Source organism: Variovorax fucosicus, from assembly GCF_030316825.1.
GTDB classification, from domain to species: Bacteria; Pseudomonadota; Gammaproteobacteria; order Burkholderiales; family Burkholderiaceae_C; genus Variovorax; species Variovorax fucosicus.
Genome location: NZ_JASZYU010000005.1, coordinates 146,346 through 160,836, shown reverse-complemented (window position 1 = coordinate 160,836; position 14,491 = coordinate 146,346). Strand labels below are relative to the sequence as shown.

Annotated in this window: 15 protein-coding genes; 7 read left to right on the top strand and 8 right to left on the bottom strand. The window is 68.1% G+C overall.

Annotated elements, in window-relative coordinates; genetic code table 11:
* Nucleotides 1-91 precede the first annotated feature (91 nt).
* Together QTI05_RS25825 and QTI05_RS25820 are read left to right on the top strand one after the other, a co-directional pair.
* On the top strand, nucleotides 92-1,156 hold the full coding sequence (locus tag QTI05_RS25825; RefSeq protein ID WP_286621284.1) for an MBL fold metallo-hydrolase: 1,065 nt from the start codon (nucleotides 92-94) through the stop codon (nucleotides 1,154-1,156).
* Nucleotides 1,157-1,165: 9 nt separating this feature from the next.
* On the top strand, nucleotides 1,166-2,479 hold the full coding sequence (locus QTI05_RS25820; RefSeq protein WP_286621283.1) for a leucine-rich repeat-containing protein kinase family protein: 1,314 nt from the start codon (nucleotides 1,166-1,168) through the stop codon (nucleotides 2,477-2,479).
* A 24-nt stretch (nucleotides 2,480-2,503) separates the two neighbouring features.
* Here QTI05_RS25820 and QTI05_RS25815 read toward each other — a convergent pair whose 3' ends face one another.
* Nucleotides 2,504-3,208 carry a GNAT family N-acetyltransferase gene (locus QTI05_RS25815; RefSeq protein WP_286539571.1) on the bottom strand — a complete coding sequence of 235 codons (705 nt, stop codon included), beginning with the start codon at nucleotides 3,206-3,208 and terminating at the stop codon, nucleotides 2,504-2,506.
* Nucleotides 3,209-3,333: 125 nt separating this feature from the next.
* Between QTI05_RS25815 and QTI05_RS25810 the strand changes: the two genes are divergently transcribed.
* The 3 genes from QTI05_RS25810 to QTI05_RS25800 are packed head-to-tail and all read left to right on the top strand — an operon-like array spanning nucleotide 3,334 to nucleotide 7,377.
* Nucleotides 3,334-3,963 (top strand): response regulator, encoded by a 630-nt coding sequence (locus tag QTI05_RS25810; RefSeq protein WP_286539572.1) that lies wholly within the window; start codon nucleotides 3,334-3,336, stop codon nucleotides 3,961-3,963.
* Nucleotides 3,956-5,782: an ATP-binding response regulator gene (locus QTI05_RS25805; RefSeq protein WP_286539573.1), complete on the top strand. Its 1,827-nt coding sequence runs from the start codon at nucleotides 3,956-3,958 to the stop codon at nucleotides 5,780-5,782. The genes QTI05_RS25810 and QTI05_RS25805 overlap by 8 nt, the downstream gene beginning before the upstream one ends.
* A gap of 38 nt (nucleotides 5,783-5,820) precedes the next feature.
* Nucleotides 5,821-7,377, top strand: coding sequence for a phospholipase D family protein (locus QTI05_RS25800; protein WP_286622385.1), 1,557 nt, complete (start codon nucleotides 5,821-5,823; stop codon nucleotides 7,375-7,377).
* On the opposite strand, the gene QTI05_RS25795 is transcribed toward QTI05_RS25800, so the two are convergent.
* Genes QTI05_RS25795 through QTI05_RS25785 form a run of 3 tightly spaced genes read right to left on the bottom strand, consistent with a single transcriptional unit; the run spans nucleotide 7,378 to nucleotide 9,222 of the window.
* Entirely contained in the window at nucleotides 7,378-8,022 is a 645-nt protein-coding gene (locus tag QTI05_RS25795; protein WP_286621281.1) for a YceI family protein, read from the bottom strand.
* A 31-nt stretch (nucleotides 8,023-8,053) separates the two neighbouring features.
* Complete coding sequence (locus tag QTI05_RS25790; RefSeq protein ID WP_286621279.1) at nucleotides 8,054-8,635, bottom strand: YceI family protein; 582 nt, start codon at nucleotides 8,633-8,635, stop codon at nucleotides 8,054-8,056.
* Nucleotides 8,632-9,222, bottom strand: a complete 591-nt coding sequence (locus QTI05_RS25785; protein WP_286622384.1) for a cytochrome b — start codon at nucleotides 9,220-9,222, stop codon at nucleotides 8,632-8,634. The genes QTI05_RS25790 and QTI05_RS25785 overlap by 4 nt, the downstream gene beginning before the upstream one ends.
* Before the next feature lie 58 nt (nucleotides 9,223-9,280).
* Here QTI05_RS25785 and QTI05_RS25780 point away from each other — a divergent pair, with 58 nt between their 5' ends.
* The gene (locus QTI05_RS25780) at nucleotides 9,281-10,207 is read left to right on the top strand and encodes a LysR family transcriptional regulator (protein WP_286621277.1); all 927 of its coding nucleotides are present in this window, start codon (nucleotides 9,281-9,283) and stop codon (nucleotides 10,205-10,207) included.
* Here the strand turns inward: QTI05_RS25780 and cuyB are convergent.
* Together cuyB and QTI05_RS25770 are read right to left on the bottom strand one after the other, a co-directional pair.
* The gene (gene cuyB, locus QTI05_RS25775; protein ID WP_286621275.1) at nucleotides 10,204-10,953 is read right to left on the bottom strand and encodes a cysteate racemase; all 750 of its coding nucleotides are present in this window, start codon (nucleotides 10,951-10,953) and stop codon (nucleotides 10,204-10,206) included. The genes QTI05_RS25780 and cuyB overlap by 4 nt on opposite strands.
* Before the next feature lie 5 nt (nucleotides 10,954-10,958).
* A complete protein-coding gene (locus QTI05_RS25770) occupies nucleotides 10,959-11,867 on the bottom strand; it encodes an amino acid ABC transporter substrate-binding protein (protein ID WP_353505972.1) in 909 nt (302 codons plus the stop codon).
* Between the two features lie 180 nt (nucleotides 11,868-12,047).
* Between QTI05_RS25770 and QTI05_RS25765 the strand changes: the two genes are divergently transcribed.
* Nucleotides 12,048-12,818, top strand: coding sequence for an SDR family oxidoreductase (locus QTI05_RS25765; protein ID WP_286621274.1), 771 nt, complete (start codon nucleotides 12,048-12,050; stop codon nucleotides 12,816-12,818).
* A gap of 3 nt (nucleotides 12,819-12,821) precedes the next feature.
* On the opposite strand, the gene QTI05_RS25760 is transcribed toward QTI05_RS25765, so the two are convergent.
* Complete coding sequence (locus tag QTI05_RS25760; protein WP_286621272.1) at nucleotides 12,822-13,742, bottom strand: M48 family metallopeptidase; 921 nt, start codon at nucleotides 13,740-13,742, stop codon at nucleotides 12,822-12,824.
* An 11-nt stretch (nucleotides 13,743-13,753) separates the two neighbouring features.
* On the bottom strand, nucleotides 13,754-14,488 hold the full coding sequence (locus QTI05_RS25755) for a lysophospholipid acyltransferase family protein (protein ID WP_286539585.1): 735 nt from the start codon (nucleotides 14,486-14,488) through the stop codon (nucleotides 13,754-13,756).
* Nucleotides 14,489-14,491 lie beyond the last annotated feature (3 nt).

Sequence of the window (14,491 nt, the reverse complement as noted above, 5' to 3'; positions counted from 1 at the left end):
CGAGGGTCGTTGCGGGCGCGACAGCAGGTTCGGGCTGCAATCCCTACAATGAGCGCTCCACCCATGACGTTTACGTAAACGTCAATCCTACATGAACCTGCTCGAACGCGAACTGAACTACCCCCTCGGCGACCTGCTGCCCGAGCCGGGCACCACCCACGAAGTGCGCCCCGGCGTGCGCTGGATCCGCATGGCGCTGCCCTTCGCGCTCAACCACATCAACCTCTGGCTGCTGCGCGACACCCAGGACGGCATCGAGGGCTGGACGGTGGTCGACTGCTGCATCTCGCGGCCGGAGTCGAAGGCGCAGTGGGAGCAGATTTTCGCGACGCAACTCGAAGGCATGCCGATCCTGCGCGTGATCGTCACGCACATGCACCCCGACCACATCGGCCTGGCAAGCTGGCTCTGCGAGCGCTGGAACGCGCCGCTCTGGATCAGCGCCACCGACTACCACATGGCGCGGCTTCTGAGCAGCCCGAACGCCAGCGACAACCTGGCCGGAGGCGACGAGGCGGCCGCATTCTTCGCGGCGCACGGGTTGACCGACCCGGCCTCCATCGAAAAGATCCGCGGCCGCGGCAGCTATTACCGCGACATGGTGCCGGGCGTACCGGGCCAGTTCGTGCGCATGCTCGACGGCGATACCGTTCACATCGGCGGGCGCGACTGGCAATGCATCAGCGGCTACGGCCATGCGCCGGAGCACATCTCGCTGTATTGCGAGGAGCTGCATGCGCTGATCGGCGGCGACATGATGCTGCCCCGCATCTCCACCAATGTGAGCGTGCACGCGGGCGAGCCCGAGGCCAACCCGCTGCGCCTGTTCCTCGACAGCATCGAGCGCTTCCTGGCATTGCCCGAAGACACGCTGGGCCTGCCCTCGCACGGCAAGCCCTTCACCGGCGTGCACCGCCGCGTGGGGCAGTTGCAGGAACACCATCGCGACCGCCTGGCCGAGATGCTGGCGGCCTGCACCGAGCGGCCGCACACCGCGGCCGAGGCGCTGCCGATCATGTTCAAGCGCGAGCTCGACCTGCACCAGATGACCTTTGCAATGGGCGAAACAGTGGCGCATCTGCACCTGCTGTGGTTTGCCGGCCAGCTCCGGCGCACGGTCGATGCGGCGGGGGTCTACCGCTTCGGCGCCGCCTGAGGTTGCGCCGTGGGCCATACGCTCGCGCAGCTGCGCACCGGTGAGTTGGCAGGCCTGCGCCGGCTCGACCTCGGCTGCGGCCTGACCGAATTTCCGCACGAGATCTTCGACCTCTCCGATTCGCTGGAGGTGCTCAACCTCTCGGGCAATGCGCTCGACCGCCTGCCGGACGACATCGCGCGGCTGCACCGCCTGCGCGTGCTGTTCTGCTCCGACAACCAATTCACCGCGCTGCCCGCCTCACTGGGCGCGTGCCCCGCGCTGGAAATGATCGGCTTCAAGGCCAACCGCATTCACACGGTGCCGGCCGCCGCCCTGCCCGACCGCCTGCGCTGGCTGATCCTCACCGACAACGCGATCGACGCACTGCCCGCCGGTTGGGCCCGCTTTACCCGGTTGCAAAAGCTGATGCTGGCCGGCAACTGCCTGCGCGCACTGCCCGACGACCTGGCCGGCTGCCGCCGGCTCGAACTGCTGCGCATCGCCGCCAACCGCTTCGAATCGCTGCCGGACTGGCTGCTGCAGATGCCGCGGCTCGCATGGCTGGCCTGTGCCGGCAACCCGTTCAGCGATGCGAACGAGGCGGCCGCCTTGTCGGCGCAAACGGTGCCGCGGATCGACTGGTCGCAACTCACGCTGCAGCAACGCCTAGGAGAAGGCGCGTCGGGCGTGATCCACCAGGCCCTGTGGCGGCGCGGGCCGGGCGCGGGCGAACCGGTGGCGGTGAAACTGTTCAAGGGTGCAGTCACCAGCGACGGCTTGCCGCACAGCGAGATGGCGGCCTGCATGGCGGCCGGCGAGCACCCGGGGTTGATCCCGGTGCATGGCCGCGTCGGTGGCCATCCACAGGGCACGGACGGCCTGGTGCTGGCACTGGTGGCGCCGAGCTTCGGGAACCTGGCCGGCCCGCCGAGCCTGGAATCGTGCACGCGCGACATCTACGCCGACGACGCAGGCTGGCCGCTGCCGACAGCACTGGCGATGGCCCGCCGCATCGCTTCGGCCGCGCGCCAGCTGCATGCACGCGGCATCCTGCACGGCGACCTCTACGCCCACAACATCCTGCACGACGGCCAGGGGCAGGCGCTGCTCGGCGACTTCGGCGCGGCATCGTTCGTCGGCCTGGGCCCGCAGGCGGCAGCGCTCGAACGCATCGAGGCGCGTGCCTTCGGCTGCCTGCTGGAGGAACTGCTGGATCGGTGCACGGGAGTCGACCCCGGTACGCTTGCACCGTGGCGTGCATTGCAGCAGCGCTGCCTGGGCGAAGAAGTGGCGCTTCGACCCGGCTTCGAGGCGATTGAAGCCGCGCTGATGGCTGGCTGAAAGCCCACCCGGCGCGGAAAGGCGTCAGTACTGCGTCACGGGCGCCGGCCCGTTGTCGAGGCCGAGCCAGCGCTGCACCCAGCCGAACACCCTGACCGGCGGCGCCGGGCGCCAGGCGTTGAGCGCACGGGCCCGCGTTTCGGCGTGCACGATCGCCTGATCGCTGCGATCGACCGTGCAGCAGAAACGGCAGCGCCGCATCAACGCCAGCATGGGCTCGTTGTCGGCCATCAGATCGCAATGCAGCCAGGCCACTCCCGCCGCACCGGCTGCGCGGCTCAGCGCAAACATGGCCCAGGTTCCGATGCCGTTGCGCTGCCATTGGTCGTCCACCACCAGCGCGAACTCGGCGCTGTGGCCGTCCGGGTCGATCAGGAAGCGGGCCTCGGCCACCAGCCGCTCGCGGCCGTTTTCCTGGATACCGACGACCAGCGCCAGATGGCGGCGGTAGTCGATGCAGCTCAGGCTCGCCAGTTCGTCGGCCGAGGCCGGCTGCTGGGCGTTCGGAAAGCGCCGTGCACGCGAACGAACCGACAGCCGGTTGACCAGATCGGCCAGCAGCCGGTTGTCCTGCGGCAACACCGGCCGCAACGTGAGCCGCCGGCCGTCGCGAAGGGTGCGCACGTCGATCAGGCTGGTGGGGTAGTGGCTGATCAGATACGACTCAACCACGTCGGCCGGCCCCCGCGTTTGCGGTGCCAATGTCAGGATGTCAGTGCGCGCGTTCATGGCATGAAGCTTAAAAAGCTACGGGGGTTTTTGCCTCCCCCAAGGGTAGCGTTGACAGTAAGACCAAAGTATGAGCAGACGCCAACGGTGCCCGATCTGGTCAATACTCCACCCGAGAGGTAACCATGAACGTATTGATGGTCGACGACCATGTGATGTTTTTGCAGGGCATGAAGAACCTGCTGAACGTGTTGGTGCCCGAACTGCGCGTCGAAACCACCAGCGATATCAGCCATGCGGCGCAACTGGTGCAGCTGACCGAGTTCGACCTGGTGCTGCTCGACTGGCACCTGAACGACAGCGACGGGACGGAATCGATCCGCCGGCTGCGCGATGGCGGTTGCATGGCGCGCGTGGTGGTGTTGTCGGGCGAAACCAACGCCGCGCTGATCCGCCAGTCGGTCGAACTTGGCGCGGCCGGCTTCATTCCCAAGAAATACAGCTCCGAGATGATGGTGGCTGCGCTGCAGCATGTGCTGGCCGGCCGCATCTTTCTGCCGTCCGAGACGGCGCAGCCCCGCGACCAGCATGCCAGCGCCACCAGCGACCCCCGGCTGGCCGGGCTCACCGCGCGCCAGATGGACGTTTACCGCGCCGCCACCCGCGGCCTGCCCAACAAGCTGATCGCGCGCCAGCTCGACATTGCCGAATCCACCGTCAAGGCGCATCTGACCGCGGTCTACAGCGCGCTCGGCGTGCGCAACCGCACCGAGGCCGCCTACCAGGCCTCGCGCGAGGGGATGCGTGTTGACTGAAGCAACAAGCCCCCCCGCCGGGCCTGCCGAGCCCTCGCGCGAAGAGCGCGTCGAACGGCGCATTGCCGAGCGCCGCGTGACCCTGATGACGCTGTACTCACGCCGGCTGCCGGCCGTGTACCTGGGCTACATCATCATTGCGATCGTCGCGTGGCGGCAGGGGCTGCACATCTGGCCCTGGGTGTGGCTGGCCGCTACCGGTGCGGTGATGGTCTACCGCGTCCGGCTCGGGCGCGCGATCGAGAAGAAATCCGTCGACGAGCGCATCGCCGCGCTGCCGATGCTGGTGCTCGGCTTCACGCTCAACGGACTCACGACCGCGCCGATCGTGCCGCTGTCCTTCACCGCACCCGACAACGTCACGCCCCTGCTGATCGGCATCATGCTGACGGCCGGTTGCGCCGTGGGCGCCGCCTCGGTGGCCGGCTCGCAGCGCGCCTTCATGGGTTTTTGCAGCCTGACTTTTCTGCTCATGGCCGCGGGCTGGTTCTGGCGCGGCGAAACACTGGGCATCGCGCTGGGCATCGGCATCGTGACCATGTACCTGGTTCTGCTGGCGAGCGTGCGCGACCACGGCCGCAACCTCAAGGAGCTGATGGGCCTGGTCGAAGACAACGCGCAGCTGTCCGAATCGGTCGAACTCGAGCGGGACCGCGCCGAGGCCGCGAGCGAAGCCAAGACCCGTTTCTTCGCGGCCGCCAGCCATGACCTGCGGCAACCGCTGCATGCGCTGTCGATCAACGCGACCACCCTTGACATCCTCGCGCAGCGCGGCAGCGACACCTTGCTCAAGGAGGTCAGCCGCGGCATCGGCAGCGCGCTGCGCCAGAGCAGCGGCCTGCTCGACGGTCTGCTCGACATCTCGCGCCTCGACGCGCATTCGATCAAGGCGAATTTTGCGCCGCACGACATCGGCCTGCTGCTGCGCGCGGTGCGCGACGAGTACGCGGCCCTGGCGGCACAGCAGGGACTGTCGCTCGAGCTCGAGCTGCCGGCCGAACCGCTCTGGGCCCGGACCGACAGCGACCAGTTGATGCGCATCATCGGCAACCTGGTTAACAACGCGATCAAGTTCACGCAACGCGGCCGCATCACGCTGGTGGGCAGGCACGGGCCGGACGGACATGTGCTGGTGCAGGTGGTCGACACCGGCGCGGGGATCGCGGCGGATCAGCGCGAGCGCGTGTTCGAGGAGTTCTACCAGGTCGGCAACCCCTCGCGCGACCGCTCGCAGGGCCTCGGGCTCGGCCTGGCGATCGTGCGGCGCACGGCAGCGCTGCTGCACATCGCCCTGCGGCTCGAGAGTGAACCGGGCCGCGGCACCACCTTCGAACTGCAGATCGATCCGGCGCCGGCGCCGGCGCACGAAGTCGCGGGGAGTGCGATGCCACCGGCGCGCGCCGCCGACGGCCACCGGCTCGCGGTGTTGCTGGTCGACGACGAGGCCGAAGTGCTGTCGGCCCTGTGCACCTACCTCGACCAGCTCGGCTGGTCGGTCAAGGGCGTGACCAGCGGCGAGCAGGCCGAACGCGCATTGCTTGCCGGCTTCGTGCCCGACGTGATGGTGGTCGATTTCCGGCTGCGCGACGAAACCGGCCTCGACGTGATCGACCGGGTGCGCGAGCGGCAACCCGGCCTGCCGGCCGTGATCGTCACCGGCGAAACGGCACCCTCGCGCTTTGGCGAACTCTCGGGTGCGGCCGAACGCGTGCTGCACAAGCCGGTGGCCGGCGAGTTGTTGGCGCGCACGCTGCAAGAGGTGGTGATCGAGCTCGACGCGCAGCCCGCCGCACCCGCTGCTGCGGCGACTGCCTCCTGAAGGGGCCGACCTTGTTTCGCCGCTGGTTGCTACCGACGATGCTCTGGCTCGTGGCGTTGATCGCCACCGGGTGCGCCACCCTGCCCGACGGCCTGACCGGCCCACCCTCGAAGGCCCTGCGGGCCTCGGCCGACACCACGCTCGGCCGCATTGCCCAGGCGGCATCGCCCGATCCCGACCTGAGCGGCTTCCGGCTGATGCCGGGCGGAGATTTCGCACTCAATACGCGGCTCGAACTCGCGCGCCGCGCGGAGCGCACGCTCGACGTTCAGTACTACCACATCGAAAACGACGAGACCGGCCGCTACTTCCTGCGCACGCTGCGCGATGCGGCGCAACGCGGCGTGCGCGTGCGGCTGCTGATGGACGACCTCTACACCTCGGGCGAGGATGCGTTGCTGCTCGGCCTGGCCGCCACGCCCAACCTCGAGCTGCGGCTGTTCAACCCGTTTCCGGCCGGGCGCGGCAGCCTGCGCATGCGTTTCGCGGCGTCGCTCCTGCACTTCGACCGGGTGCAGCGGCGCATGCACAACAAGCTGTTCATCGCCGACGGCGCGATGGCCGTGGCCGGGGGCCGCAACATCGGCAACCAGTACTTCACGCGCACGGCGGGCCCGAACTTCCTCGACCTCGACACCTTCGTGACCGGTGCATTGCTGCCGCGGCTGGGCAACCTGTTCGACCAGTACTGGAACAGCGAGTACGTGCTGCCGCTGCATGCAATCGTGAAGAGCGACGCGACGCGCGAAGAACTGCAAGCCGGCTTCGAACGGATGACCGGCCCCGACAGCACCCCCCCGCCGCCCCGGCCGGCGCCCAACGACCTGCTCGGCTACGGGCCGATCGTCGAAGAACTCAACACGGGCCGGCTCGGCCTGATCTGGAGCCGTGCCGAGGCCTATGCCGATTCGCCCGACCGCGTGGTCGGCAAGACCGTGTCGTACGGCGGCGTGCCGCTGCTCGATGTGGACAGCGTCCGCTACAACGTGCTGGAGCAGATCCGCCGCGCACGCAGCGAGGTCAGCATCACCTCGCCGTATCTGATCCCCGGCAAGGGCGGCCTCGAGGTGATGCAGGAGGTGCACGGCCGCGGCGTCAAGATGAGCGTTGTCACCAACTCGCTTGCCGCCACCGACGAGCCGCTGGTGCACACCGCCTACCGGCGCTACCGGCCCGACATGCTGAGGCTCGGCATCGACCTGTACGAGCTGAGTTCGGTGCGAACGCGCGCCAGCGTGCGGCTCGGCCTGTTCGGCTCCTCGATCGGCCGGCTGCATGCCAAGTCGGCCGTAATCGACCGGCGCATCCTGTTCATCGGCTCGATGAACTTCGACCCGCGCTCCGACATGCTCAACACCGAGATCGGCCTGTTCATCCAGAGCTCCGAGATGGCGCAACAGGCGCTGAAACTGGTCGAGGTGCTCAAGCAGCAAGGCGCCTACCGGCTGCGCTTTGCCGAGGGCACGCAGAACATCGAGTGGGTCAGCGGCCCGGCCGGCGCGCAGGAAGTGCTGAGCGTGGAGCCCGACTCTGACTTCTGGAGCCGCACGGTGCTGGAGATCCTGGCGCCGCTGACGCCCGAGAGCTTTCTGTGATCAGGGCTTGAGGTTGATCGCCTCGACCTGAACCAGCAGCTTCACCTTGTCTTCGAAGCCGAAGTTGAGGCCCCACAGAATCCCCCACTGGCTGCGCTCGACCGTGGTTTCGAAGTCGCCGCCGCACACCTGGCGCTTGATCAGCGGGTTCAGGTAGCAGTTGAACCGGCTGGCCTTGAGCAGGATCGGCTTGGTCTGCCCCATCAGCGTGAGCGTGCCGCCGACCTCGGCGACCTTGTCGCCGGCGAAGGCGATCTTGTCGGCCTGGAACCGCGCGGTCGGGAATGCCGCCACGTTGAAGAAGTCCTTGCTCTGCACGTGCCGGTTCAGCAGGTCGACGCCGGTGTTGATGGAGGTCATGTCCATCGTGATGTCGATCTTGCCGTTGGCGCCGGCCGGGTCGATCTGCACCATGCCCTCGGTGGTGCTGAAGCGGCCGCGGTTGGTGGTGGTGCCGTAGTGGCCCATTTCGTAGTTGACGAAGGTGTGGGTCGGGTCGACCACATAGCTCGCACCCTTGGCCGGGCCGCCCGAGGGCTGCATGGCGACTGCCGGCGCGGTGAAGTCGGGCCCGAGCGGGGCCTGGGCCTGGGCCGCTGCGGCCAGCGCAAGCGCCGCTGCCATGGTGATGAGCTTGTGGGTCATTGACGTCTTTGCGATGTGGTGAGGCGGCGGTTTAAAGCGGGCCGAGTCCGGACAGCGTGAGCTTGAAGCGCACCTGGACGTCGTTGGCCACCATCGAGGTGTCTGTCCATTCGCCGTCGCCGACCTTGAACGCCAGGCGCTGGATGGTAAAGCTTCCACTCGCGACCGACTGGCCGTAGGCTTGAGTGATCGTCACGGGCACCACAAGTTCCTGTGCCTGCCCCTTGATCGTGAGCTTGCCCGCGATCTCGAAGCGCCCACCGCCCAGCCCCTTGATCGAACTCGACTTGAAGTTCGCCTGCGGAAACTTCAGGGCATCGAACCAGTCGGGCTTGGGCAGTTCGGCGTCGGTCTGCGGCACGCCGAGCGAAGCGCTGGCCATGTCGACCGACAACGCCACGCTGCCGCCTTCGGGCTTTTTCGGATCGAATGCAACCCGTGCCGCGAACTTGCCGAATGCACCCTCGACCGGCACACCCATCTGCTTGCTGACGAAGACGATCTGGCTCTTGTCGGCCACCAGTTGCGTGGCCGTCTCGGCGGTCGCCGCGCTGGCGCCGGCCAGCCAGCTGGCAACGGCAAGAACCAGGCTGGCGTAGCGGTTTGAAATCATGAGGTGTTCCTGGTGCGCCTTGCCGGCCACATGCGGTTGAGCAGGTCGTCGCGGTCGACGAAATGATGTTTCAACGCGCCGGCCGTGTGCACGATGACGAGGGTGGCGAGCAGAAAGGCGCTGCCGCGGTGCAGCGGCAGCAGAACGGCTTCGGCCAGCGCCTTGTCGACGGGCACGAAATCCGGCAGCGGCAGCACGCCGAACCAGACGATCGGGAAACCCAGCGCCGAACTATAGGCCCAGCCGAACAGCGGCACCGCGAAGAACAGCACGTAGAGCAGCCCGAGCGTGCGGTGGTGGACGAAGCGCTGCCAGCGCGGCATCGCGCACTCGATCGCATCGGGCAGCGGGGGTGGGCGGTGCGTGAGCCGCCACAACAGCCGCACCGCCGAAAGCGCGAGGATCGTAACGCCGGCCCATTTGTGCCAGTTGAACAGCCGGATGCGCTGCGGCGAGAACGGGAGATCGACCATGTAGAGCCCCACGCTGAACGAGCCCACGATCATCAGCGCCAGCAGCCAGTGCAGGGCCATCGCGACAGGGCCGTAACGGCCGGCGCCGGATTCCGCGGAAAACGCTTTGGACATGACGCTGACTCGGTGGACGGGAAGATCGGGCTCGGCAGCCATGCTACAGGCAAGAACGATGCCGCACCGCCGTGCTGTGCATTCATGCATCATCCGGCGCATGCGGCTCAAGCACATCGAGGTCTTCAACGCCATCATGCTGACCGGCACCGTGAGCGCCGCGGCGCGGCTGTTGCATGTCACGCAGCCGGCCGTCACGCAGACGCTCCAGCATGCCGAACTGCAGCTCGGCTACGCGCTGTTCACGCGGCAGCGCCGGCGGCTGGTGCCGACGCGCGAGGCGCAGGCGCTCTATCCGGAGGTGCAGCACCTGGTGTCGCAGCTCGAATCGGTGCGCCGCATCGCCCATGCGCTGCGCAGCGACGGCGAAGCGCAACTGCGCGTGCTGGTGGTGCCCTCGCTCGCGGTGCGCGCGCTGCCCGATGCGCTGCAGGCGTTCCGGGCCCGCCATCCGGCGATGCCGGTCGCGATCCGGGTGCTGCACTCGCGCGAGATTGCGCAGGCCATCGCGCTGCAGGAGGGCGATGTGGGCATCGTCTACGGCAGCGTGCGGCACCCGGCGGTGCACGAGGAACCGGTCGCCACCGGCCGGCTGGTCTGCGTCTCGCGCGTGGGCACGCCGGGCGCCGACCGGCGCAGCACGGTGGCGCTCGAGGATGTGCTGAAGGAGCCGTTCACCCGCATCGACGAACGCGACCCGATCGGCGCCATGCTGGCCGAACAGTTTTCACGCTCCGGCAACGCGCCGCGCGCCGACATCACGGTGCAGACGCATCACATCGCGATGGTGCTCGCGGAACAGGGTTTCGGCCCTGCCATCATCGATTCGTTCACCGCCCAGGCCAGCCGCAGCGACACGCTGCACGTGCGCACGGTGCTGCCGGAGGTGCCGGTCGAGGTGCGTGCGCTGCTGCCACAAGGCGTGCGGTCGCCGAAGCCGGTGGCCGATTTCATCAAGGCCTTTCGCGCGGCGGTCGGCGCTTAAGTCGCCAGCACGCCGGCAGCCCGTTGCCCGCGTGACCAGGCCACGCAGCGCTGCGCCAGCGCCGCGGTCGCGTCGATCGTCGGCACCGGCGAGCAGCCGTCGTCCAGCACCAGGGGGATCTCGGTGCAGCCCAGCACCAATGCCCGGGCACCGCGCGTGGCCAGCGCGGCGGCGGCGGCTCCGAGCAGCGCCGCGCCGCGCACCCGGTCGCCGGCCTTGACGGCTTCGATACCGGGCATCACCTGCTCGATCATTTCGCGCGCCGTTGGCAGCAGCCAGTGCAGGCCCGCGCCGGCCGGCGCCCGGTTCAGGTAAAGGCCCGAAGCGATGGTGGCGTCGGTGGCGAGCAGCCCCAGCGGCGCGCCGGCGCCGGTGCGCGCGATGGCCTGCTCGATGGCCGCGTCGACCAGATGCAGCATCGGCAGCCCGAGCGCCTGCTGCAACGGCTCGAACCAGAGGTGCGCGGTGTTGCACGGCATCACGATCAACCCGGCACCGGCATCGACCAGGCGACGGCCGCTCTCGATCATCGCGGGCAGCGGCGACGCACCTTCGCCGCGAAACGCCGCGGTGCGATCGGGCACCTGCGGGATCGAACTCACGAGCACCGGCACGTGCTCCTGGTCGCTTGCGGCCGGCGTGGCCGCCAGCAGCTTGTGCATGAAATCGAGCGTGGCCAGCGGCCCCATGCCGCCGAGAACGCCCAGCAGGCCGGGTGCGGCGCCGCCGGTCTTTGCCATGTCCATGGCGCTCACTCAGCCGGCTTGTCGGACAGCGCCTTGAGATTGGCGAGCAGCTCCTTGCTCATCGGCGCGTTGAGGTTGATGCCCTTGGGCGGGATCGGCGACTGGAACCACTTCTTGTAGAGCCGTTCGAATTCGCCGGTCCGGATGAGCGCGGCCAGGGTGTCGTCCACCAGCTTCTTGAAGACCGGGTCGTCGCGCCGCAGCATGATCGAGTAGGGCTCGACCTGCAATGCCTCGCCCACCACCGCAAGCTCGGCCGGGTTTGCCGCATTGGCGCGGATGCCGTAGAGCAGGATGTCGTCCATGGCAAACGCATCGGCGCGGTCGCTCTGCACCACGAGGGCCGATTCGGCATGGTCCTTGGCGCCGAACAGGTCGATGTCGAGGTTCTGCTCGCGACTGATCTTGCGCATCACCAGCATGTTGGTGGTGCCGGTGGTCGACACCACCTTGCGCCCCTTGAGATCGGCCAGCGACTTGACCGGCGAGCCGGCCTTCACGAGGAAGCGTGTGCCGGTGTAGAAGTAGTTGGTGGCAAAGGCCACCTGCTTGGCACGCTCGGCATTGTTGGTGGTCGAGCCGCATTCGATGTCGATGGTGCCGTTCTGCAGCAGCGGGATGCGGTTCTGCGAGGTCACCGCCTGGGTCTTGACCGCCAGGGTGGCGAGGCCGGTGGCCCGGCGAACCTCGTCGACGATGAGGCCGCAGATCTCCCAGCCGAAGCCGGTCGGCTGCCCGTTGCTGCCGAGGTAGGAAAACGGCAGCGACGCGTCGCGGTAGCCGACGCCGATGCTGCCGCCGGCCTTGACCTTGTCGAGCGTGCCGGTGGCGGTCTGGGCGGCGACGGGAACGGAACAGGCGGCGACAAGCACCGCGACGAGGGCGAACGGAATGCGCATGGCGTGGACTTTCATGAAGAGGCGGATGGGAAGAAGAACAGGGCAAGTCGATGCTAGGAGCGCACCCCACCGCCATGTCATCGCTTCTGCGGCCACTTCCATAAGGCTGGCTGATGGTCGCGGCTGGCGCCTTGGTGACGGCGCCCGGTGCCGCAGCGCACTAAGCTGCGCCGATATTCCAGGAGACACCCGCACATGGACACCACCCGACTCTTCTCGCTCGAGGGCCGCACGGCACTCATCACCGGCGGCTCGCGCGGCATCGGCCGCATGATTGCCGAGGGCTATCTGGCGCAGGGCGCACGCGTCTACATTTCGGCGCGCAAGGCCGCCGCCTGCGACCAGACCGCCAAGGAGCTTTCGGCCTTCGGCCACTGCGTCTCGCTGCCGGCCGACGTGTCGACGCTGGAAGGCGCGCAGGCGCTGGTCGCCGCCTACGGCAAGCACGAGAAGACGCTCGACATCCTCGTCAACAACGCCGGGGCCGCCTGGGGTGCGCCGTACCACGAGTTTCCGGAAAGCGGCTGGGACAAGGTGGTCGACCTGAACCTGAAAACCCCCTTCTTCCTGACCCAGGCGCTCACGCCGATGCTCAAGGCCGCCGCCACCGACCACCTGGCCAAGGTGATCAACATCGCGTCGATCGACGGCGTGTCGGTCAACCCGCAGGAAACCTACTCGTACGCGGCCAGCAAGGCCGGCCTGATCCACCTCACGCGCCGCATGGCGCTGCGGCTGGCGCAGGAGCGCATCGTGGTCAGCGCGATCGCACCCGGCGCGTTTGCCTCCGACATGAACAAGGACGCGCGCGACCACGGCGACGAAGTGAAGGGCCGCATTCCCGCGGGCCGCATCGGCACCCCCGAAGACATGGCCGGTGCCGCGATCTACCTGGCCTCGCGCGCCGGCGACTACGTGATGGGCTCGACCTTGATCGTCGACGGCGGCGTCACCTACGCGCGCTGAACCTCAGCTCCAGCGCGGTATCGATTCGTCCTTGAGTTGCTTGCGCAGGGTGCCGTAGTCCGGCACCACGCTCTCCACCGTTTCCCAGAAACGCGCGCTGTGGTCCATCACGCGCAGGTGGCTCAGTTCGTGCGCCACCACGTAGTCGATCACCGGCATGCGAAAGTGGATCAGCCGCCAGTGCAGGCGGATCGCACCGTCGGCACTTGCACTGCCCCAGCGCGTGGAGGCGTTCGACAGCGACAGCTTGTTCCAGCGCACGCCGAGCTGCGGCGCGAAATGGTCGAGCCGCTCGATGAAGATGCGCCGTGCCTGCCGCGTGAGCCACGCCTGTGCGGCGTCGCGGATCTGGGCCGGCGTGGCGTTGTTCGCGAGCGCCATGCGCAATACGCGTGGCGCGTCCGGGTCGGTTGTCTCGAGCACCGCGCCAACGCCCTTGAAGCCATGCTTCGGGTCAAGCCGCACCACCACGGGCTCGCCCAGAAACGGAAAGCTCACGCCGTCCCGCCACTCGATGCGCGTGGCTTCGAGCCTGGCGTGGCGCTGGTCCGCCTCGGCCAGCTTGCGCAGGATCCAGCCCGACTTTTCCTGCAGCGCCGCATCGACGTCGCGCAGCGCCACCCAGCGCGGCGCCCGCACCGACAGCCCTTCGGCGCCCACCACGAAGCCGATGGTGCGGCGCTGCCCGCGTGTGAACTCGTAGGCGACGCGGGCGTTGCCCAACTGCACCTCGCGACTCGCGCGCGGATGGGCGAAACGTGCGGGAGTCAACGCGTCGGTCAGCGACAGCGCCGGGTCTGCCGGCAGAACGGGCGCTGAAGGTCGATCCGGCTTGAACTTCTCGCTGGACGGAACGGGCGTCTCGGGTGCATCTGCCGACAACCCGTCGAACAGGTCGAGCGTGAATTGCAGCAGGCCGCGCATGGTCGTGCTCTCTACGCGTACGCCTCGGGATCGAGCCGCCGCATCTCGGCTTCGATCCAGGCTTCGACCTCGCGCATCAATTCGTCCGGCTTGCGCCCGATGCTCGGAATCGCCGGGCCGATCGACACGTCGACGATGCCGGGCCGCTTGATGAATGCCTTGCGCGGCCAGACCTTGGCGGACGTGACGGCGATCGGGATCACCGGCGCGCCGGTTTCGCAGGCAAGCCGCGTGCCGCCCGACTTGTAGGTGCCCTTCTGGCCGCGCGGGATGCGCGTGCCTTCGGGAAACATGATGATCCAGATGCCTTGCGCCAGCAGCAGCTTGCCCTGGGCCACCACCTTGTTGAACGCCTGCGCCTTCTGGCTGCGGTCGATGTGGATCATGTCGAGCCGCGCCATCGCCCAGCCGAAGAACGGCACGTAGATCAGCTCCCGCTTGAACACGTAGGCCAGCGGATGCGGCATCAGCGTTGGCATCAGGAAGGTTTCGTAGGTCGACTGGTGCTTGACCAGCAGGATCGCGCCGGCCTTCTTCTCGGTCGGCAGGTTCTCCATGCCGGTGACGCGCGTCTGGATGCCCAGGATCAGCCGCGCCCCGCCGATGGCCCAGCTCAGCCAGCGCTCGGCCATCCAGTAGAGCGGAATGCCGCGCTTCCAGAGCGAGCTGACGACCATGATGATTCCCCAGGGAATCACGGTGACGAGCATCCACAGTGCATGGATGACGGAGCGGATCAGGGCCATGGG